Source organism: Stenotrophomonas sp. STEN147 (genome assembly GCF_056757995.1).
Genome location: NZ_JBRRCG010000001.1, coordinates 612,913 through 634,659 on the forward strand (window position 1 = coordinate 612,913; position 21,747 = coordinate 634,659).

The following is a 21,747-nucleotide window of genomic DNA, read 5'->3' on the forward strand; positions in this document are numbered from 1 at the left end:
CAGACGCCTTGTTGCGCGGCAGCTTCGGGTCCACATTCCTGACAGGAGACGGGCAATCGGCCCGTTGCCGAGACAACAGGAGCCCTGCATGTCCGCTGCCCCCGCCATTGCGATTTCCCTCGATCCGGCCACCGGCCAGGAAATCGCCCGCCATCCCTTCGTTACCGACCCCGAACTGGAGGTGATCCTCGATCGAGGCCAGGCCGGCTTTGCCGCCTGGAGCGCGCAGTCGCTGGAGCAGCGCGCCGATGTCCTGCGTGCGATGGCCGCCGTCCTGCGCCGCGACCGCGAATCGCTTGCGGCGCTGGCCACCGCCGAAATGGGCAAGGTCCATGCCGAATCGTTGGCCGAGATCGAGAAGTGCGCGGTGCTCTGCGAGTGGTATGCGGATAACGGCGCACAGTACCTGCGCGACGAGCCGACGCTGGTTCCCGATGACAAGGCCTACGTGTCCTACCTGCCGCTGGGCGTGGTGCTGGGCATCATGCCGTGGAACTTCCCGTACTGGCAGGTGATGCGCGCGGCGGTGCCGATCCTGATGGGTGGCAATGGTTTCCTGCTCAAGCCGGCCGAGAATATCGTCGGCACCGCCCATCTGCTCGATGCCGCCTGGCGTGATGCCGGGCTGCCGGAAGGCACCTTCATCGCCGCCAACATCAGCCGCGAGGGCACCAGCCGCGCGATCGCCGATGACCGCATCGCGGCGGTGACCCTGACCGGCAGCGTCGGCGCGGGCCGCAGCATTGCCGCGCAGGCTGGCCAGGCATTGAAGAAGGTGGTGCTGGAGCTGGGGGGATCGGATCCGTTCATCGTGCTGGCCGATGCCGACCTGGATGCTGCGGTCGACGCGGCCGTGGCTTCGCGCTTCCAGAACACCGGGCAGGTCTGCATCGCCGGCAAGCGCATCATCGTCGAAGACGGCGTGTACGACCGTTTCGTGGCGCAGTTCTGCGCGAAGGTGCAGGCGCTGACCATCGGTGATGGCCGTGAACCCGGCAACCGCATCGGTCCCATGGCCCGGCAGGACCTGCTCGAGCAGCTCGATGCGCAGGTGCGTGCATCTGTAGGGGCCGGCGCGCAGCTGCTGGTCGGCGGTCATCAGCTGGATCGTCCGGGCAGCTTCTATGCCCCCACGGTGTTGGCCGGTGTCGAGCCGGGCATGCAGGCGTTCGATACCGAGACCTTCGGCCCGGTGGCTTCGATCAGCCGCGCACGCGATGCCGATCATGCGGTGGAGCTGGCCAACCAGAGCGAATTCGGCCTCAGCGGCAACCTGTGGAGTGGCGATCGCGAGCGCGCGATGCGGCTGGCACGCAGGCTGCAGACCGGGGGCGTATTCGTCAACGGCTTCTCCGCGTCCGACCCGCGCGTGCCGATCGGTGGCGTGAAGAAGAGTGGCTTCGGCCGCGAGCTGTCGCATTTCGGCATCCGCGAGTTCGTGAACGCGCAGACCGTGTGGTTCGACCGTCGTTGACGCACGGCTTGCATCCTTCCTGTAACGATCCACCACCAGTCCAGTGAAGAGGGACGGCATTCCCATGTCCAAGGGTTCAGATCTGCTTGTCGCGGCGCTCGAGAACGAGGGCGTCGAACGTATTTTCGGTATTCCCGGCGAAGAGAACCTCGATGTCGTCGAGTCGCTGCGCCATTCCAGCATCGAGCTGGTCATCACCCGCCACGAGCAGGCGGCGGTGTTCATGGCGGCCACCTACGGACGCCTGACCGGCAAGCCGGGCGTGTGCCTGGCCACGCTCGGCCCGGGCGCCCTCAACTTCACCACCGGTGCGGCCTACGCGCTGCTGGGCGCATGGCCGGTGATCATGATCACCGGGCAGAAGGGCATCGTCGCCAGCAAGCAGGCGCGCTTCCAGATCGTCGACATCGTCAGCACGATGAAGCCGCTGACCAAGCAGGCGCGGCAGATCATATCGGCGCGCACCATCCCGACCATCGTCCGCGAGGCATTCCGTGTCGCTCAGGAAGAACGTCCGGGCCCGGTCCTGCTGGAACTGCCGGAGGACATCGCGGCCACTGAAGTCGAGGATGTGGCATTGATCCCGACGCATGCGGTGGATCGACCGATCGCCAGTCCCGAGGCGCTCGATCGCGCCGCGCAGATCATCCGCAATGCGAAGCGTCCGCTGTTGATGATCGCCTCCGCGGCGTCACGGCCGCAGTCCAGCGAGGCGCTGTCAGCCTTCGTGCTGCGGGCCGGCATTCCCTTCTTCACCACGCAGATGGGCAAGGGTGCGGTGGCGGGCGGATCGGGCCTGTACATGGGGACCGCCGCGCTGACCGAGCGCGACTATGTGCACATGGCCATCGACCAGGCCGACGTGATCGTCACCATCGGCCATGAAGTGACCGAGAAGCCGCCTTTCGTGATGCGACCCGGCGGACCGACCGTCATCCACATCGGCTATTCGCAGGCGGCGGTCGAGCAGGTCTACTTCCCGCAGGTGGAGGTGATCGGCGATATCGGCCGTTCGCTGACCCAGCTGGCCGACCGCATTGAAGGCCAGGTGGCCCATGCCGATGCACTGCTGCCGCTGCGGGCCACCATCCTCGACCATCTCGCCGACCGGGCCGAAGAGGCCGGGTTCACCCCGCAGCGGCTGGTCCACGACGTGCGCCGGGTGATGCCGCCCGACGGCATCGTGGCGCTGGACAACGGCATGTACAAGATATGGTTCGCGCGCAATTACCGCACCCAGGTAGCCAATACGCTGCTGCTGGACAATGCGCTTGCCACGATGGGCGCGGGCCTGCCTTCGGCGATCATGGCCTCGATCCTGTACCCGCAGCGCCGGGTGCTGGCGGTGTGTGGCGACGGCGGCTTCATGATGAACAGCCAGGAGCTGGAAACCGCGCGGCGGCTGGGGCTGAACCTGGTGGTGCTGATCCTCAACGATGGTGCCTACGGCATGATCCGCTGGAAGCAGGCGGTGGATGGCTTCACCGACTACGGCATGACCTTCAGCAATCCTGATTTCGTGAGGTATGCGCAGGCCTATGGCTGCAAGGGGCATGAGGTGACCGCCATCGAGCAGTTCATCCCGACGCTGGAGGCAGCGTTCAACGAGGGTGGGGTGCACCTGGTGTCGGTGCCGATCGATTACTCGGAGAACGAGCGGGTGCTGGTGGATGAGCTGCGCCGGGCGTTCCCGGGGAACGCGTAGTCACGGGGGTGGGTAGCGCCGGGCCACGCCCGGGGATTCCTGCCGACCGGCCGCCGGGCATGGCCCGGCGCTACCCGGTGCTGCCGGGGCCTGGGCAGGGTGGTTTTGCTATGCTGTGCAGCCGGCCGTGCCGGGCGCAAGACTCCCCCAACTACACGATTCCCGCAGATCCATGAGCGAAGCTACCGAAACCCCTTCCGTCGACGAAAACAAGTTGATCGCCGAGCGCCGCGAGAAACTCAAAGCGCTGCGCGGGCAGGGGATCGCGTACCCGAACGACTTCCGTCGCGAGGACTTCGCCGGCCAGCTGCAGGACGAGTACAGCGACGCCGAAACCTGGACCGCCGAGGCCCTGGAAGCCAATGGCCGCCAGGTGCGCATGGCCGGACGCCTGATGGCCAAGCGCATCATGGGCAAGGCCAGCTTCGCCCAGATCCAGGACGAGTCCGGCCGCATCCAGCTGTTCCTGCAGGGCGCGGCCCTGGGCGATGACTACGCTGCTTTCAAGGGCTGGGACGTGGGTGACATCATCGCCGTCGAGGGCGGCCTGACCCGTACCCGCACCGGTGAACTGTCGGTCAAGGCCGCAGCGATCCGACTGCTGACCAAGTCGCTGCGTCCGCTTCCGGACAAGTGGCATGGCCTGGCCGACGTCGAGCAGCGCTACCGCCAGCGTTACGTCGATCTGATCGTGACCCCGGAGTCGCGCGCGGTGTTCATCAAGCGCTCGAAGATCATCCGTGCCATGCGCGCGTGGCTGGACAACCGCGACTTCCTCGAAGTCGAGACGCCGATGATGCATTACATCCCCGGCGGTGCGGCGGCCAAGCCGTTCACCACCCATCACAACGCGCTGGACCTGGACCTGTACCTGCGCGTGGCGCCGGAGCTGTACCTGAAGCGCCTGACCGTCGGTGGCCTGGAGCGGGTGTACGAGATCAACCGCAATTTCCGCAATGAAGGCGTCAGCACCCGGCACAACCCGGAGTTCACCATGATGGAGCTGTACGAGGCCTACGCCACGTACAACGAGATCATGGACCTGACCGAAGGTGTGATCCGGGACGTGGCCAGGACGGTGAACGGCACTACCGAGGTGGAGTGGGACGGCGCGAAGATCGATCTCGGCCCGGCGTTCCGCCGTTGGCGGATGGACGAGGCCGTGCGGCACCACAATCCGGAGATCTCCGCTGCCGACTGCACCGACCGCGAAGCGCTGCTGCGGCACTGCGAGCGCCTGAAGATCAAGGTCAAGCCGTCCTACGGCTGGGGCAAGCTGCTGCTGGAGATCTTCGAAGCCACCGTCGAGCACACCCTGATCCAGCCCACCTTCATCACCGATCATCCGGTGGAGGTCTCGCCGCTGGCGCGTGCCAACGACAACGACCCCGGCTACACCGATCGCTTCGAGCTGTTCGTGAACGGCAAGGAGTTGGCCAACGGCTTCTCCGAGCTGAACGACCCGGAGGATCAGGCCCAGCGTTTCCAGGCCCAGGTGGCCGCCAAGGAGGGGGGCGATGACGAGGCCATGCACTACGACGCCGACTACATCCGCGCGCTGGAGTACGGCATGGCGCCGACCGGCGGCCTCGGCATCGGCGTCGACCGCCTGGTGATGCTGTTGACCGGCAGCAGCTCCATCCGCGACGTGCTGCTGTTCCCGTACATGCGTCCGGAGCACTGAGCCGGGGTTTTGTGACTCCCGTTTGTGCGCGCCGTCCCGAAACGGGACGGCGCAATTGACGTCTCTGGCACTCGGCGTATCGTAATTGCACTACCTTGACGCCGGCTATGGCTTGATCGGTGACGGGGAAGAGCGCAATGTGGAGAGCCCGCTTCACAATGTGACCACGATCATGAACCGGGACGCATGACACGGGAGTCAGTCCGATGCAGGGTGCCAGCGTGCGCAGCGGCAGCGTTTCCACGCCTGCTGATGACCAAGCGTGGTCGAGAAACCAGGCGGAGTACACGTTGAACATCGTCATCGTCGATGACCAGACCTCCGCGCGGACGATGCTGCGGCACGTCATCGAGGACATCGCGCCGGAACTGAGCGTGCATGACTTCGGCGATCCCCTGACCGCGCTGGCCTGGTGCGAATCGCATCCGGTCGACCTGCTGCTGCTCGACTACCGCATGCCGGAAATGGATGGGCTGGAATTCGCCCGCCGCTTCCGGCGCCTGCCCAAGCATCGCGACATCCCGGTGATCCTGATCACCGTGGTGGGCGACGAGCCGATCCGGCAGGCCGCGCTGGAGGCAGGCGTGATCGACTTCCTGGTCAAGCCGATCCGCCCGCGCGAACTGCGGGCGCGCTGCTACAACCTGCTGCAGCTGCGCCAGCAGACCGAGAATGTGAAACAGCGCGCGCTGTCACTGGAACAGCGCCTGCTCGCCAGCATGCACGAGGTCGAGGAGCGGGAGCGCGAGACCTTGTCGCGATTGGCTCGTGCGATCGAGTTTCGTGACGCCGGCACCAGTGCCTACCTGGAGCGGATGGCCCGCGTGGCCGGGCTTATCGCCGAGCAGCTGGGCCTGCCGGAAGACGAGGTGCGGCTGATCGAGATGGCGGCGCCCCTGCACGACATGGGCAAGATCGCCATACCGGATGCGGTGCTGCTCAAGCAGGGCAAGCTCAATGAAGAGGAGCTGGCGATCATGCGCCGGCACCCGCGCATCGGCCATGAACTGCTCAGCGGCAGCCAGAACCGCTTCATCCAGGTCGGTGCGCTGATCGCGCTGCGCCACCATGAACGCTACGACGGCAGCGGTTACCCCGATGGGCTGGTCGGCGAAGCAATTCCACTGGAAGCGCGCATCGTTGCCGTCGCCGATGTCTTCGACGCCCTGATTTCCCCACGTCCGTACAAGGAAGCCTGGACGATGGAAGCAACGCTGGCCTATCTGTATGCCCAGCGCGGCCGCCTGTTCGACCCCCGCTGCGTGGATGCGCTGCTGCGGGGCCGCCAGCAACTGCTGGACATCTGCGCGCAGCACTCGACGGCCTCCACGCGACCGGGTGGCTGAGGTGCAGGACCTGTTCGCACGGCTGAAGCGCCGGCTGTCGCAGCGGCCCGACTCCGAGCACGGGCAGGTGATCGTGCGGATCGCGCTGATCTCGCTGATCCTGGTTTACATACTGCTGTCCGGGGCCCGGATGCATCGCCTGGAGCAGTACCAGGGCGTGCTCGTGACCGTGCTGACCGGGCTGTCGATATCCCTGCTGCTGTTCGCCTGGTTGCTGTGGAAGCCGGGGCGCTCCGATGCGCGCAGGGGGGTCGGCATGGTCGCCGACTATGGGTTGATGACGGTCGGCATGGTGCAGATGGGCGAGCCTCTGGCCTGGGTCTATGCGGTGGTGATGTGGGTCACGGTGGGCAATGGCCTGCGCTTCGGCAACCGCTACCTGGGCGCGGCGATCGCCATGGCCTTGGTCAGCTTCGGTACCACCGTGCTGTTGACACCGTATTGGCGTGACAACCCCAGCCTGGCCGTGCCCCTGTGGCTGGGCCTGGTGGCGGTTCCGCTGTGCTGCTCCTCCCTGCTGCGACGACGGATGCGACATCCCCCCATGGACACTCCTGCCGTTGAATCCTCCCCGGCCCGGTCGCTGCTGGCCCGGGTGAAGCAGCGGCTGTCCGGACGCGAGGACAGCGAGCACGCGCAGAACCTGATCCGCATCGTGATCACCGCGCTGTTCATCAGCTATCTCGGCTGGCGCTACGTGGGTGCGGGTGGCGAAACCCTGACTACTACCTGGCTGATTCTGGCCTTCGAGCTGGCGATCTCGGCGGGCCTGCTGGTGGCGATCCTGGTCGATCCCGGGGTGTCACACGTCCGCCGCGTGATCGGCATGCTGACCGACTACACCTGCATGGCCTGGATCATGACCATCCAGGGTGAGCCGGCAGCCCCGCTGTACGCGGTGATGCTGTGGGTCACGATCGGCAACGGCATGCGCTACGGCAGCACCTACCTGCGGGTGGCAACCGCCATGGGGTGCCTGGCCTTCCTGTGCACCGTGATGCTGTCGCCCTACTGGCGCAGCCACGACTACCTCGGCTGGGGCCTGCTGCTGGGCCTGGGCGCGATTCCGCTGTACTTCGATTCGCTGCTGCATGCCTTGACCCGTGCGGTGGCCGAGGCGCGCCAGGCCAACGAAGCCAAGAGCCGTTTCCTGGCGAACATGAGCCACGAATTCCGTACGCCGCTCAACGGCCTGGCCGGCATGACCGAAGTGCTGGCCACCACGCGGCTGGATGAGGAGCAGCGCGAGTGCCTCAGCACCATCCAGGCGTCCACCCGCAGCCTGCTGGCGCTGGTGGAGGAGGTGCTGGACATCTCGGCGATCGAGGCCGGCAAGGTGCGGGTGGAATGGCATGAGTTCGCGCTGGCCGACGTACTGCAGGCGATCAACCTGATCCTCACCCCGCAGACGCGTTCCAAGTCATTGGAGTATCGCGTCGACGTGGACGACAACGTTCCGCCACGGTTGTTCGGCGACGCCGGCCATCTGCAGCAGATTCTGCTGAATCTGATGGGCAACGCGGTGAAGTTCACCGACAGTGGCTTCGTCCATCTGCGTGTCAGCAGCCATGACGAGCGTGGCAGCGAGCGTGCCCGCCTGCGTTTCGAGATCCTCGACAGTGGCATCGGCGTACCCGTGGCCCTGCGCAGTCGCCTGTTCAACGCCTTCGAGCAGGCCGACGTCGGCCTGGCCCGCCGCCACGAAGGCACCGGACTGGGTACAGCGATCGCCAAGGGGCTGGTCGAATCGATGGGCGGGCAGGTGGGTTACCTGCCGAACACGCCGCGCGGCAGCGTGTTCTGGGTGGAAATCGCGCTGGACGTGGCACCGACGCCGGACGTGCAGGGCGAGCTGCCGGAGGGCGGCAACGTCATTGCGTTCTCCAATCCATTCCTGCGCCATCGGGCCCGTGTACGCAGCCTGCGGGTGCTGGTTGCCGATGACCATGCGGCCAACCGCATGGTGCTGCAGCGGTTGCTGGAGAAGGCCGGCCACAAGGTCACCTGCGTCAACGGTGGGGTCGAGGTGCTCGACGCTCTCGAACAGGCCAATTACGACGCAGCGATCGTTGACCTGCACATGCCTGGCATGAGCGGGCTGGACCTGCTCAAACAGCTGCGGGTGATGCAGGCCAGCGGCCTGCCGTATGTGCCGGTGATGGTACTCAGCGCCGATGTCACCCCGGAATCCATCCTGCGCTGTGAACAGGCAGGTGCACGTGCATTCCTGGCCAAGCCGGTCGTGGCGACGCGTCTGCTGGAGGTGTTGGCCGATGTGGCCGCCAACACGCGTACCGAGCCGGGCATCCAGTCGGTACCGGCCATGGAGGTCGGTGACGGCGTACTCGACACCGCGGTGCTGGACGAGCTGGCGTCACTGGGCATGGGCGATGGCTTCGAACGCAAGTTCATCGACCAGTGCCTGGTGGATGTGGACGCGAGCATGGCGCAGATGCAGGCCTGTGGCGAGCGGCTGGACTGGGAGGACTTCCGCGAACACGCCCACGCCCTGCGCGGCGTGGCGAGCAACCTGGGCCTGGTCCAGGTTGCTGCCGCCAGTGGCGAGATGATGCGCATGGCCGACTGGCAATTGAAGGCCGAGTGGACAATGCGCCTGTCCAGCCTGGTAGGTGCACTGCGCATCGGCAGGAAAGCGCTGGCGTCCCGCGTCGCAGGCATCCAGCAACGCGACGACGGGGAACGCACGCCCTCCTGACCGCGAGGTCTGTCAGCCCGCCTCGCCATTGCGGCGGGCCTGGGCGCGGACCAGCCGGTCCATGGTCCGCAGCGACTTCTCGCCCAGCTGCATGGCGGTGTCGACCCAGATCTCGGTGATGCGCATCATTTCGTGCAGCGGCACCATGGTGGCGATCTCGTTCACTTCGCGCATCGCCGCCCAGGCGTGCGGAATGCGCCGGCTGTCCCGGATCACCTGTTCGACCGCCGCAACGCCTTCGCCCACCGGCACGACGACATCCACCAGGCCCATGTCCTTCAACTGCCGGGCGGTGAAGAGGTTGCCCTCCAGCATGATCTTCTCGGCCAGCCGCGGGCTGACCCGCTGGCACAGGAAGGAGTAGGCGCCCATGCCCGGGAACAGGTCGAACAGCACCTCCGGCAGTCCCATCAGCACGCCTTCTTCGGCGACGATGGTATGGCAGCTCAGCGCGGCCTCGAAGCCGCCGCCCAGTGCATTGCCCTGGACCAGCGCGATGCTGTGGGCGCGTGCGCCCAGCCCGGCGTGGAACGCATGCACGCCGCGTACGCAGCGCTGCGCATAGTCGAGCAGGCGGGCACGGTCGCCCTCGCGGATCAGCCGGCAGAACAGTTCCAGGTCGCCGCCCAGGTTGAATACGTCACTATCGGAGGCCAGGACCACGTGAGGCGAGAGAACGTGGGCGGCACTGAGACGGTCGCCCAGCTCCCGCTGGTAGTCGACGATGTCGTCTACCAGGCGTGAGGCAAAGCACGGGCGGCCCGGCTGGTTGACCAGGTTGGCATGCATGTGGATCCAGTAGACCTCCCGTTCGGTTTCCTCGGTGATGCGCAGGGTCGGGTGCTGCGACGGACGGGTGATGATGGGGCGTACTGCAGACATGGGTGTTCTCCGAGTGACCGTCCGGCCAACCGCAGAGCGGACGGAGAGATGGAATGTGAGGGAGTGGGCGGAACGTGCGGTGGCGAGTGATTCTATGCACCGCTCGTGAACCGCCTGCAAGCGGCCGCCGCCCGCGCTGGCCGCCAACAAAAAGGGCCCCGCCGTCGCCGGCGGGGCCCTGATCTGCGTCGAACCGTGGAAACCCTTACTGTGCGGGCGTATCGCGCAGCTCGCGACGGAGGATCTTGCCGACATTGGTCTTCGGCAGTTCCTTGCGGAACTCCACGATGCGCGGGTGCTTGTAACCGGTCAGATTTGCCCGGGCATGCTCCTTGACCATTTCGGCGGTCAGGTTCGGATCCTTCTTCACGATCACCACCTTGACCACTTCGCCGGACTTCTCGTCCGGCACGCCGACCGCGGCCACTTCCAGCACGCCCGGCATCATCGCGATGACGTCCTCGACTTCGTTCGGATACACATTGAAGCCGGACACCAGGATCATGTCCTTCTTGCGGTCGACGATGTAGAAGAAACCCCGTTCATCCATCTTCGCCATGTCGCCGGTATGCAGCCAGCCGTCGCTGTCGATCGCCTGGGCGGTCTCTTCGGGGCGCTGCCAGTAGCCCTTCATCACCTGCGGGCCCTTGATGCACAGCTCGCCCACCTCACCCAGCGGCAGGATGTTGCCGTTGTCGTCCTTGATGCACGCATCGGTGGACGGGATCGGCAGGCCGATGGAGCCGTTGTACTCCGGCAGGGTGAGCGGGTTGATGCAGGCGGCCGGCGAGGTTTCGGTCAGGCCATAGGCCTCGACCAACGTCACCCCGGTAACCTTCTTCCAGCGCTCGGCCACAGCGCGCTGCACCGCCATGCCGCCGCCCAGGGTGAACTTCACCGACGAGAAATCGATCTCATCGAAACCGGGCGTATTGAGCAGGCCGTTGAACAGCGTGTTGACGCCGGTGATGGCGGTGAAGCGCGTGCCCTTGAGCTCCTTGACGAAGCCCTTCATGTCGCGCGGATTGGTGATCAGGTGATTGCAGCCGCCGAACTTCATGAAGACCAGACCGTTCGCGGTCAACGCGAAGATGTGGTACAGCGGCAGCGCGGTGATGATCACTTCCTTGCCCGGCTCGATGCCGGATGTCGACAGCCATGCCGAGGCCTGCTGCATGTTGGCGATCAGGTTGCGGTTGGTCAGCATCGCGCCCTTGGCCACGCCGGTGGTGCCGCCGGTGTACTGCAGGAACGCTACGTCGTCGTGGTCGATCTCGACCTCGGGCAGGGTGTGGCGGCTGCCGAGCTTGAGTGCCTGCTTGAAGCGGATGGCGCCCTTCACGTGATAGTTGGGCACCATCTTCTTGACGTACTTCAGCACGAAGTTGACGATCGCGCCCTTCGCGCCGAGCAGATCGCCCAGGCCGGTGGTGACCACCTGCCTGACCGGCGTGTCGGCGATGACCTGCTGGACGGTGTCGCCGAAGTTGTCGACCACCACCAGCACCGAGGCGCCGGCGTCGACCAGCTGATGCTTGAGTTCGCGTGCGGTATACAGCGGGTTGACGTTGACCACGGTCAGGCCCGCACGCAGCACGCCGAAGGTGGCGACCGGGTACTGCAGGCAGTTGGGCATCATCAGGGCGACGCGGTCGCCCTTCTTGAGCTTGAGCTCACCCAGCAGGTAGGCCGCGAACTGGTCAACCAGCGCATCGGTCTCGCCATAGGTGAGGACCTTGCCGAAACTGGAGTAGGCGGGGCGGTCGCGGTACTTGGCGACGGAGGCGTCGAAGACGGAGGCTACCGAATGGAACTCGTTGACGTCGATCTCGGCGGGAACGCCTTTCGGATAGCTCTGCAGCCAGGGACGATCCAGACTCATATTCCCCCTCCAGGAATCGTGATTGTTGGGTCCGACCTTGAGCGTACTGACAGCGGCCGGTCATTGCAGCATACCCCGCCGTAGGGGAAACGCGAAGAGGGCATCGCGCGACGGCCTGTGCGATCGCGTCAAATGCCGCCGGGTATGGCCCCGCGCCACCGAGCTGGCAGCGCTGGGCCATGCCCGGCGGGTGTTTCAGGGTGCGTGCGGTGCTCAGCCCTGCCTGCGTACCGGCGCACCATTGGCCTTGTAGTAGGGCGCGGTGCTGCGGGGCAGCGGCGTACGGCCGCGGATCACGTCGGCGAGCTTTTCGGCGATCATGATGGTCGGCGCGTTGAGATTGCCGGTCACCACCTGCGGCATGATCGAGGCGTCGACGATGCGCAGGGCCTCCAGGCCATGCACGCGGCCCTGGCCGTCCACCACCGCCATCGGATCATCGGCGTGGCCCATCTTGTTGGAGCAGGACGGGTGGTACGCCGTTTCAGCATGCTCACGGACGAACGCGTCGATCTGCGCATCGGTCTGCAGTGCACTGCCCGGCGAGATCTCGCGGCCGCTGTATGGAGCCAGTGCCGGCTGCGCGAAGATCTCGCGGGTGATGCGGATCGCCGCGCGGAACTCGCGCCAGTCCTGGTCGTGCGACATGTAGTTGAACAGGATGCTCGGATGCTCGCGCGGATCCTTGGAGCGGACATGGATGCGGCCACGGCTGGGCGAGCGCATCGAGCCGACATGCATCTGGAAGCTGTGTGCCTTGATCGGATTGGACCCGTTGTAGTTGATGGCCACCGGCAGGAAGTGATACTGCAGGTTGGGCCACTCGAACTCGGCATCGCTGCGGATGAAGCCGCCGGCCTCGAACTGGTTGCTGGCGCCGATACCGGTGCCCAGGAACAGCCATTCAGCGCCGATTGCCGGCTGGTTGTACAGCTTCAGCGCCGGCGCCAGCGAGACCGGCTTCTTGCATTCGTACTGGAGATACATCTCCAGGTGGTCCTGCAGATTGGCGCCGACGCCCGGCAGGTGATGCACCAGGTCGATGTCGAGGCTGCGCAGCAGATCGGCCGGGCCCACACCGGAGCGCTGCAGGATCTGTGGCGAGGCGATGGCGCCGCCGCACAACAGCACCTCGCGGCGGGCAGTGGCACGCTGCGGCTGGTCGTTGCGCAGCCACTGCACGCCCACCGCGCGCTTGCCCGAGAACAGGATGCGGTCGGTCAGCGCGTGGGTGACGATGGTCAGGTTCGGGCGCGGCCTGGCCAGATCCAGATAGCCGCGGGCGGTGCTGGAGCGGCGGCCCTTCGGCGTGACCGTGCGATCCATCGGGCCGAAGCCCTCCTGCTGGTAGCCGTTGAGGTCGTCGGTGCGCGGATAGCCTGCCTGCACGCCGGCTTCAACCATGGCCGCGAACAGTTCGTTGTTGCCGGCCTTGGGGGTGGTCACCCGCAGCGGGCCATCGCCCCCGTGGTAATCGTTTGGGCCGATGTCGCGGGTCTCGGCCTTGCGGAAGTAGGGCAGGCAGTCCAGATAGGTCCAGTCGTCCAGGCCGGGCATGCTCGCCCAGTTGTCGTAGTCCATCGCGTTGCCGCGGATGTAGCACATGCCGTTGATCAGCGACGAACCGCCCAGGCCCTTGCCACGGCCGCAGTCCATGCGGCGGTTGTTCATGAAGGGCTCGGGATCGGTCTTGTAGGCCCAGTTGTAACGCTTGCCCTGCAGCGGAAACGCCAGCGCGGCCGGCATCTGGGTGCGGAAGTCGAGCCGGTAGTCCGGGCCACCCGCTTCCAGCAGCAGTACGCTCACATCGGCATCTTCGGTCAGGCGGGTGGCCAGCACGTTGCCGGCCGAACCGGCGCCGATGATGATGTAGTCGTACTCGTTATGGGTGCTCATGGTTGTTCTCCTTCAGGCCGGGACACGCTGCAAACAGGCGTCCCGGCGGAATGTCGGATCGGCGCGGTGGCCGGACGAGGGGCGCGGCTCAGAACACGCTGGCGTAGTCGCCCAGTTCGACCTGCACCGACTTGATGCGGGTGTAGTGGCCCAGGGTCGAGAGGCCGTTCTCGCGGCCGACGCCGGACTCCTTGTAGCCACCCACCGGCATTTCGGCCGGCGATTCGCCCCAGGTGTTGATCCAGCAGATGCCGGCTTCCAGGCGATGGATGATGCGGTGGGCGCGGCTGATGTCCTTGCTGACCACGCCGGCGGCGAGGCCGAAGGTGGTGTCGTTGGCGCGGCGGACCACTTCATCTTCGCTGTCATAGGCAAGGATGCTCATGACCGGCCCGAAGATTTCTTCCTTGACGATGGTCATGTCGTCGCGGCAGTCGGAGAACACGGTCGGCAGCACATAGGCGCCCTGGGCCAGCGTGCCCTCGGTGGCACGGCCGCCGCCGATCAGCAGGCGCGCGCCTTCGGTCTTGCCGCTTTCGATGTAGCGCAGCACGTTCTCCATGTGCGGGAAGCTGGTCAGCGGGCCGAAGTTGGTGTCCGCGGCCATCGGGTCGCCGATGCGGATGCGCTTGACGCGCTCGACCACGGCGGCCTCGAACGCGGCCAGCATGCCGCGCGGCACGAACACGCGGGTGCCATTGGTGCACACCTGGCCGGAGCTGAAGAAATTGGCCATCACCGCGATGTCGGCGGCGCGGTCGAGATCGGCGTCATCGCAGATCACCAGCGGCGATTTTCCGCCCAGTTCCATGGTCACTTCCTTCAGCGAGGAGGAGGCGGCCGCAGCCATCACCTTCTTGCCGGTGGCCACGCCGCCGGTGAAGGAGATCTTCTCGATCACCGGATGTTCGGTGAGCCAGTTGCCGATTTCGCGACCGGGGCCCTGCACGACATTGAACACGCCGGCCGGCACGCCGGCTTCGGTGTAGATCTCGGCAAGCCGGAGGGCGGTCAGCGGCGTGACTTCGGACGGCTTGAACACCATCGCATTGCCGGCGGCCAGTGCCGGCGCCGACTTCCACAGGGCGATCTGGATCGGGTAGTTCCAGGCACCGATGCCGGCGACCACGCCCAGCGGTTCACGGCGGGTGTAGAAGAAGCTGGATTCGCGCAGCGGCAGCTGGATGCCTTCGATGGCGGTCGCCAGGCCGGCGTAATACTCCAGCACGTCGGCGCCGGTGACGATGTCCACCGTGGTGGTTTCCGCCAGCGCCTTGCCGGTATCGAGCGTTTCCAGGCGGGCCAGTTCGTCATTGCGCTCGCGCAGGATCTCCACGGCGCGGCGCAGGATGCGCGAACGTTCCATGGCGGTCATTGCCGCCCATGCCTTCTGGCCTTCGGTAGCGCTTTCGACGGCGCGTTCGACGTCGGCCTGGCTGGCGACCTGCACCTCGGCGATGACCTCACCGGTGGCGGGGTTGACCGTGGCGAAGGTCTTGCCGCTGGTGGCATCGACCCGGCGGCCATGGATGTAGAGCTGTTGGACGGGCAGGGTGGTCATGGGGCGTACTCCTCGAAAGGGGGCGGGAAGCTGAAAGCGCTTATAGCGCGTCGGCCTGCAACTGGAAGTCGATGTAGCCGTAGGCGATGCGTCGGGCCTTGTCAGCATCGAAGGCGCCGCCGACCAGGCTGCCGCGCAGCCAGAGGCCATCGATCATCGCGGCCAGGCCGCGGGCGGCGAGGCGTGCCTGTGGGCGTGGCAGCACGCGGTTGAACTGGTGGCACAGGTTGGAGAACAGGCGCTGGTCGTTGGCATGCTGCAGGCGCGCCAGTTCCGGCTGGTGCATGCTCGCGGCCCAGAAGGTGAGCCAGACACGCATCGCGGTGCCATTGATCTGGCTGTCATCGAAGTTGCCATCGACGATGGCGCGCAGCTGGTCGCGGGGATCATCGCCCACCCCGGCCCGGCAGCGGGCGACCGCGTCCCGCAGTTCGCGCAGGATCTGCCGCATCGCAGCGTTGAGCAGGCCGTCCTTGTCGCCGAAGTAATGGGCGACGATGCCGCTGGACAGCCCCGCCTTCCTGGCGATGGTGGCGACGGTGGCATCGGCCATGCCCATTTCGTCGATGGTCTGGAAAGTGGCCCGGATCAACTGTTCGCGACGGACCGGCTCCACGCCCTTCTTCGGCATTGTCTCTCCACGGATTGCGACCCGAGGCGTCGGGTTGGCCATCATTATGCTTTTTATTGATTGAACGTTCAATCAATAAACCCTAGGATGCGCTCGCGCCCCACGCCATGGGCCCGGTTTCCCGGTCCGGCCCCGCCCATGTGCTCCTTCGGACTGATGAGACGATCCCATGTCTTCCCAGGCTCATCCCAAGCGTTCGCCCCTGCGCTTGAACCGCTTTGTCTTCCTCAGCTCCTCGGTGTCGATCGGCATTCTCGGGCTGCTCACCGTCCTCTATCCCGATGCCAGCGAGCACTGGCTGCAATGGGCGCAGGCCGAGGTCTCGGCTGCGTTCGGCGCGTGGTACATGCTGCTGGTCGTGCTGTGCCTGGGATTCGTGCTGTGGCTGGCGTTCTCGCCCTATGGCCGTATCCGCCTGGGCCACAACGAGGAATCGCCGGCCTTCGGCTACGTCGCGTGGGTGTCGATGCTGTTCTCGGCGGGTATCGGTATCGCATTGCTGTACTACGGTGCCTACGAGCCGCTGGACCATTTCCTCAACCCGCCGGGCCAGCCGGGCGGCACGGTGGCGGCCGGGCGCGAGGCGATGGTGCTGACCTTCCTGCACTGGGGCCTGCACGGCTGGGCGCTGTACGCGCTGGTCGGGGTGGCGCTGGGCTATTTCGCCTATCGCCGCAACCTGCCGCTGGCATTGCGCTCGGCGCTGTATCCGATCTTCGGTGAGCGCATCCATGGCCGCATCGGCGACATGGTCGATGGCTTCGGCATCCTCGCCACGCTGATCTCCATGGTCACCAATCTCGGCATCGGTGCGCTGGTGGTGCAGTCCGGCCTGGTCTATCTGTTCCACATCCCGGACACACCGCAGGTGCTGGTCGCGATCGTGCTGGTGATGATGGTGGTGGCCACCATCGGCGTGGTGGCGGGTGTCGAGAAGGGCATCGCCTGGCTGTCCAACCTCAACGTGCGCCTGTTGTGCGCGCTGTTGCTGTTCGTGCTGGTTACCGGCCCGACCCTGCATCTGTTCGATGGCCTGGTGCAGAACACGGGCGATTATCTCGGCGCATTCGTGCGCAAGAGCTTCGACATGTATCTCAACGATCCGCAGGGCCGCGCCTGGATGGGTTCCTGGACGCTGTTCTACTGGGCGTGGTGGATCGCCTGGGCGCCGTTCGTGGGCCTGTTCGTGGCACGCATCTCGCGCGGCCGCACCATCCGCGAGGTCGTGATGGGTGTGCTGTTGATACCGCTCGGCTTCACGCTGGCGTGGCTGTCGATCTTCGGCAACACCGCCATCGACCTGGTGCTCAACCATGGCCAGGCGGTGCTGGGGCAGGTGGCGCAGCACGATGCAGCGATGACCCTGTTCAAGCTGCTGGAGTACCTGCCCGGCGCACCCTATGTAGCCGGTGCCGCAGTGGTGATCGGTTTCGTACTGTTCCTGACCCCGGTCGATTCGGGCACGCTGATGATCGCCAACCTGTGCACCCGCCGTGTCGACGACGGGGTGGAGGATGGTCACGATGCGCCGATCTGGCTGCGCGTGTTCTGGGCGGCGGGCATCACCGTGGCCAGCATCGGCCTGCTGCTGGCGGGCAACTTCAGCGCGATGCAGACGGCGGTGGTGCTGTGCGGTCTGCCGTTCTCGTTCACCCTGGCGTTCTACATGCTGGGCCTGCTGCGCGCATTGCGCACCGATCCGGACGCGCCGCGGCGCTGAGCGGACTGCCGGCCCCTGGCACTACAGGCGCAGGGCGGCTTCCAGCAGGGCTGTCGCCCACGGGGGCGTGCGCTGCAGCTGCTGCAGGTCATCGGCGGCCGGCCATTGCAGGTGGCCGTCCTCCATCTGCAGCAGCAGCTGTGGATCGGGCACGGCCTCGCCCGGCGCGGCGTCGGCGCTGTTGTCGTAGACCTGCAGCTGCGCCAGCACCGGCATCAGCCCGATCAGGTTCTGCTGCGCCAGCGGCCAGCGGCGGCGGATGTCGACTTCGGAAATGGGGTGGCCACCGGCCTGCACCCGTGCGCGTACCCGGGCGATGTGCTGCTCCGGGCTGGACAGTCCACAGAACCACATCAGCACGTCATGGGTGCGGCTGGCCTCACGCAGCAGGGCGGTGATCGAGTTGCCCCCCAGCGTGGTCTCAAAGGCATGGTTGCGGGCGTGATCCAGGGCGTCGCGGATACGGTTGACACCCTCCTGCCAGGCTTCGGCATTGGCCTCCATGGCGTCCAGGCCGGCCCGCTCGCGCAGCCCGCGGGCGAACGTATCGGGGTTGAACCATTCCAGGCCGGCTTCGCGCAGCACGTGGCCGCCCACCGAACTCTTGCCGGCGCCATTGACGCCGGCAAGCACATACAGGAACGGGCGTGGCATCAGTGGCCCGTGCCCGCCTTGACCTGGCCCTTCAGGCGGGCAGGGCGACGCAGCAGCGCGCGTGCGGCATCACCAGCCTGGGCGTGCTGCAGCACCGCCAGGCGCTGGTCGAAGCCGGCACGCAGATCCGCCAGGGCCGGGTCCTGCCCACGCAGTTCCTCCAGCGAGCTTTCCAGCGCTTCGACCTTGGCCTGCAGCGCGCGGTACTGCTCGATGGAAACGATCACCGCCTGCGGTTCGTTGTGATTGGTGACCACGACCATGTGCTGGTCGCGCACTTCCTGCATGACCTTGCGCCAATGTTCCTTCACCGACGAGGCGGTGGTGTGAGTCAGCTCGTTGATCGGGTCGAAGCGGACGGGGGCGTGCAGCATGGCGGTGCTCCAGGGGACCTGTGCGATCACCTTACGCCTGTTTCATGCAAATTGCATGAATGGTGAAAAATATCAAAAATATGATTCATGGGCGATTCGGCCCCGGCGGTGACGCCGGGGCCGGGCTTCCGCCCGCCGGATGCGGCCCGCCGGGTCAGCGGGCAGCCAGCTGACGCAGCACGTACTGCAGCAGGCCGCCGTGGTGGGCGAGGAGGCGCGGTTGCGAACCACCGGTTCGCGCGCCTCCGCAGCGCCCCGGCGGTGACGCCGGGGCCGGGCTTCCGCCCGCCGGATGCCGCGCGCCGGGTCAGCGGGCAGCCAGCTGGCGCAGCACGTACTGCAGCAGGCCGCCGTGGCGGAAGTACTCCACTTCCTTCGGTGTCAGCAGCATCACCGACACCTCGAAGCGCTTCTGCGTGCCATCGGCCCGGGTCGCGGTGACCGTGGCGCGCTTGCTGGCACCGTCCTCCAGGCCGGTGATGTCGATGACTTCCGAGCCATCCAGCCCCAGCGACTGCGCGTTCTCACCATTGCGGAACTGCAGCGGCAGCACGCCCATGCCGACCAGGTTGGAGCGGTGGATGCGCTCGAAGCTCTCGGCGATGACCGCCTTCACGCCCAGCAGCAGGGTGCCCTTGGCGGCCCAGTCGCGCGACGAACCGGTGCCGTACTCCTTCCCGGCCAGCACGACCAGCGGCACCTTGTCGGCCTTGTACTTCATCGCCGCGTCGTAGATCGCCAGCTTCTCCGGCTGACCACCGCCGGCCGGGTAGTACAAGGTGTTGCCACCCTCCTCGCCGCCGAACATCAGGTTCTTGATGCGGATGTTGGCGAAAGTGCCGCGGACCATCACGTCATCATTGCCGCGGCGGCTGCCGTAGCTGTTGAAGTCGGCGGGCTGCACGCCCCGGGCCTGCAGGTAACGCCCCGCGGGCGAATCCTTCTTGATGTTGCCGGCCGGCGAGATATGGTCGGTGGTGATCGAGTCGCCGAACAGACCCATCACACGCGCGCCATGCACGTCGTCGATGCTGCCGGTCTGCATGGTCATGCCGTCGAAGTACGGCGGGTTCTTGATGTAGGTGGAGTCATCGCTCCACTCGTACAGATTGCCGTCCGGCGAGGCGATGGTGTTCCAGCGCGTATCGCCCTTGAACACGTCGGCGTAGTTCTGCTTGAACATCTCCGGGCCGATGGTGGCGGCGATGACATCGCCGATTTCCTTGTTGCTCGGCCAGATGTCGCGCAGGTAGACCGGCTGGCCGTCGCTGCCGGTGCCCAGCGGCTGGGTGGTCAGATCGATGTCGGTGGTGCCGGCGATGGCGTAGGCGACCACCAGTGGCGGGCTGGCCAGGTAGTTCATCTTCACTTCGGGATGCACGCGGCCTTCGAAATTACGGTTGCCCGACAGCACGGAGGTCACCACCAGGTCACCGGCGGCGATGCCGGCACTGACCTCGGTCGGCAGCGGGCCGGAGTTGCCGATGCAGGTGGTGCAGCCGTAGCCGACCACGTAGAAGCCGATCTTCTCCAGCTCCTTCAGCACCCCGGCCTTTTCCAGATAGTCGGTGACCACGCGCGAGCCTGGGCCCAGCGAAGTCTTCACCCAGGGCTTGCGATCCAGGCCCTTGGCCGCCGCGTTGCGCGCCAGCAGGCCGGCACCGATCATCACCGCCGGGTTGGACGTGTTGGTACAGGAGGTGATCGCGGCGATGACCACCGCGCCATCCTTCAGGCGGACCTTCCGGCCTTCGATCTCGATGTCGGCGAAGCCCTTGGCCAGCTGTTCGTTGCCGACCGCGGTGCCGCCGCCCTCGTTGAGGAAGGAGGCCACATCGTCGCTGCGCTTGTCGCGGTTGCTGGTGAGGCCGACCAGCGCTTCGCGGTAGTTCTTCTGCACGTCTTCCAGCAGCACGCGGTCCTGCGGGCGCTTCGGTCCGGCCAGCGACGGCTTCACCGTGCCCATGTCCAGCTCCAGCGTGGTGCTGTACTGGGCATGGGGGCTGTCCGGTTCGTGCCACAGGCCCTGCGCCTTGGCGTAGGCCTCGACCAGTTCGATCTGTTCTTCGCTGCGACCGGACAGGCGCAGGTAGTTCAGTGATTCGGCGTCGATCGGGAAGATGCCGCAGGTGGCGCCGTATTCCGGTGCCATGTTGCCGATCGTGGCGCGGTCGGCCAGTGGCAGGTGCTGCAGGCCATCGCCATAGAATTCGACGAACTTGCCGACCACGCCCAGCTTGCGCAGCATCTGGGTGACGGTCAGCACGAGGTCGGTGGCGGTGGCGCCCTCAGGCAGCCGGCCGGTGAGCTTGAAGCCGACCACCTGCGGGATCAGCATCGACGACGGCTGGCCCAGCATGGCAGCTTCGGCTTCGATGCCGCCCACGCCCCAGCCAAGCACGCCGATGCCGTTGATCATCGTGGTGTGGCTGTCGGTACCGAACACGGTGTCCGGGTAGGCCACGGCCCTGCCATCCTTGTCCGCGGTCATCACCACGCGGGCCAGGTTCTCCAGGTTCACCTGGTGGACGATGCCGGTGTTGGGCGGCACCACCTTGAAGTTGTCGAACGCCTTCTGGCCCCAGCGCAGGAACCCGTAGCGTTCCTGGTTGCGCTGGAATTCGATCTTGCCATTGAGATCGAGCGCGTCCGGCTTGCCGAACACATCGACCTGCACCGAATGGTCGATCACCAGTTCCGAAGGGATCTGTGGGTTGATCTGTTCCGGCTTGCCACCCAGCTTGACCACCGCATCGCGCATGGCGGCCAGATCGACGACACACGGTACGCCGGTGAAGTCCTGCAGGACCACGCGCGCGGGCATGAAGGCGATTTCGGTGTCGGGCTCGGCTGCCGGGCTCCAGCGGGCAACGGCCTCGATGTGCTCCTTGCCGACGGTGACGCCGCCGTCTTCGTGCCGGAGCAGATTCTCCAGCAGGATCTTCATCGAGTAGGGAAGGTGGGAGATGTCGAAGCGCTGGCCCAGTGTGGGCAGGCTGAAGTAGTCGTAGGTCTTGCCGCCGACGTCCAGCTGGCTGCGGGTGGAGAACGAATCGCTCATGCGGGATGACTCCTTCTTGCGGATGGCTTGCAGTGGCCCGTGCATGGACGGACCTGCTTGCGTATGCCGGGGCTCTCCGCCACCGGATCCCCGCCAGTATGGCGGAGCCGGCGCGGCCGGGAACGTCCTCGGCGCAGGACGCAAGGTTACATGGCTGTATG

14 protein-coding genes are annotated in these 21,747 nt (G+C 66.2%); 6 read left to right on the plus strand and 8 right to left on the minus strand.

Annotated features, from left to right (window positions below; translation table 11 throughout):
* Positions 1–88: 88 nt before the first annotated feature.
* The 5 genes from ACVOKU_RS02725 (at position 89) to ACVOKU_RS02745 (ending at position 8,925) form a co-directional block, all read left to right on the plus strand.
* Positions 89–1,474, plus strand: coding sequence for an NAD-dependent succinate-semialdehyde dehydrogenase (locus ACVOKU_RS02725; RefSeq protein ID WP_481559001.1), 1,386 nt, complete (start codon positions 89–91; stop codon positions 1,472–1,474).
* A 64-nt stretch (positions 1,475–1,538) separates the two neighbouring features.
* Positions 1,539–3,179, plus strand: a complete 1,641-nt coding sequence (locus ACVOKU_RS02730; protein ID WP_481559002.1) for an acetolactate synthase large subunit — start codon at positions 1,539–1,541, stop codon at positions 3,177–3,179.
* Positions 3,180–3,351: 172 nt separating this feature from the next.
* Positions 3,352–4,863: a lysine--tRNA ligase gene (lysS, locus tag ACVOKU_RS02735; RefSeq protein WP_481559003.1), complete on the plus strand. Its 1,512-nt coding sequence runs from the start codon at positions 3,352–3,354 to the stop codon at positions 4,861–4,863.
* Positions 4,864–5,069: 206 nt separating this feature from the next.
* Positions 5,070–6,209: a cyclic di-GMP phosphodiesterase response regulator RpfG gene (gene rpfG, locus ACVOKU_RS02740; protein ID WP_053520222.1), complete on the plus strand. Its 1,140-nt coding sequence runs from the start codon at positions 5,070–5,072 to the stop codon at positions 6,207–6,209.
* Positions 6,202–8,925, plus strand: coding sequence for a response regulator (locus ACVOKU_RS02745; protein ID WP_481559004.1), 2,724 nt, complete (start codon positions 6,202–6,204; stop codon positions 8,923–8,925). Before rpfG ends, ACVOKU_RS02745 begins: the two co-directional genes overlap by 8 nt.
* A 12-nt stretch (positions 8,926–8,937) precedes the next feature.
* On the opposite strand, the gene rpfF is transcribed toward ACVOKU_RS02745, so the two are convergent.
* The 5 genes from rpfF to betI all read right to left on the minus strand — a co-directional run bounded on the left by rpfF (position 8,938) and on the right by betI (position 15,777).
* Complete coding sequence (gene rpfF / locus ACVOKU_RS02750) at positions 8,938–9,807, minus strand: diffusible signal factor synthase RpfF (protein ID WP_481559005.1); 870 nt, start codon at positions 9,805–9,807, stop codon at positions 8,938–8,940.
* Between the two features lie 205 nt (positions 9,808–10,012).
* Positions 10,013–11,689: a long-chain fatty acid--CoA ligase gene (locus ACVOKU_RS02755; RefSeq protein ID WP_065175618.1), complete on the minus strand. Its 1,677-nt coding sequence runs from the start codon at positions 11,687–11,689 to the stop codon at positions 10,013–10,015.
* Positions 11,690–11,902: 213 nt separating this feature from the next.
* Positions 11,903–13,585, minus strand: a complete 1,683-nt coding sequence (gene betA, locus ACVOKU_RS02760) for a choline dehydrogenase (RefSeq protein WP_481559006.1) — start codon at positions 13,583–13,585, stop codon at positions 11,903–11,905.
* 88 nt (positions 13,586–13,673) lie between these two features.
* The gene (gene betB, locus ACVOKU_RS02765; protein WP_481559007.1) at positions 13,674–15,146 is read right to left on the minus strand and encodes a betaine-aldehyde dehydrogenase; all 1,473 of its coding nucleotides are present in this window, start codon (positions 15,144–15,146) and stop codon (positions 13,674–13,676) included.
* A gap of 40 nt (positions 15,147–15,186) precedes the next feature.
* Positions 15,187–15,777: a transcriptional regulator BetI gene (gene betI, locus ACVOKU_RS02770; RefSeq protein ID WP_053520388.1), complete on the minus strand. Its 591-nt coding sequence runs from the start codon at positions 15,775–15,777 to the stop codon at positions 15,187–15,189.
* Positions 15,778–15,946: 169 nt separating this feature from the next.
* On the opposite strand from betI, the gene ACVOKU_RS02775 reads away from it, so the two are divergent.
* The gene (locus ACVOKU_RS02775) at positions 15,947–17,497 is read left to right on the plus strand and encodes a BCCT family transporter (RefSeq protein ID WP_481559008.1); all 1,551 of its coding nucleotides are present in this window, start codon (positions 15,947–15,949) and stop codon (positions 17,495–17,497) included.
* A 21-nt stretch (positions 17,498–17,518) separates the two neighbouring features.
* Here the strand turns inward: ACVOKU_RS02775 and ACVOKU_RS02780 are convergent, their stop codons facing one another.
* The 3 genes from ACVOKU_RS02780 to acnA all read right to left on the minus strand — a co-directional run bounded on the left by ACVOKU_RS02780 (position 17,519) and on the right by acnA (position 21,586).
* Complete coding sequence (locus ACVOKU_RS02780; RefSeq protein ID WP_065175621.1) at positions 17,519–18,151, minus strand: ATPase; 633 nt, start codon at positions 18,149–18,151, stop codon at positions 17,519–17,521.
* Entirely contained in the window at positions 18,151–18,525 is a 375-nt protein-coding gene (locus tag ACVOKU_RS02785; protein WP_053520391.1) for a type II toxin-antitoxin system Phd/YefM family antitoxin, read from the minus strand. The genes ACVOKU_RS02780 and ACVOKU_RS02785 overlap by 1 nt, the downstream gene beginning before the upstream one ends.
* Before the next feature lie 307 nt (positions 18,526–18,832).
* Positions 18,833–21,586: an aconitate hydratase AcnA gene (acnA, locus tag ACVOKU_RS02790; protein WP_053519986.1), complete on the minus strand. Its 2,754-nt coding sequence runs from the start codon at positions 21,584–21,586 to the stop codon at positions 18,833–18,835.
* Between the last annotated feature and the right edge of the window lie 161 nt (positions 21,587–21,747).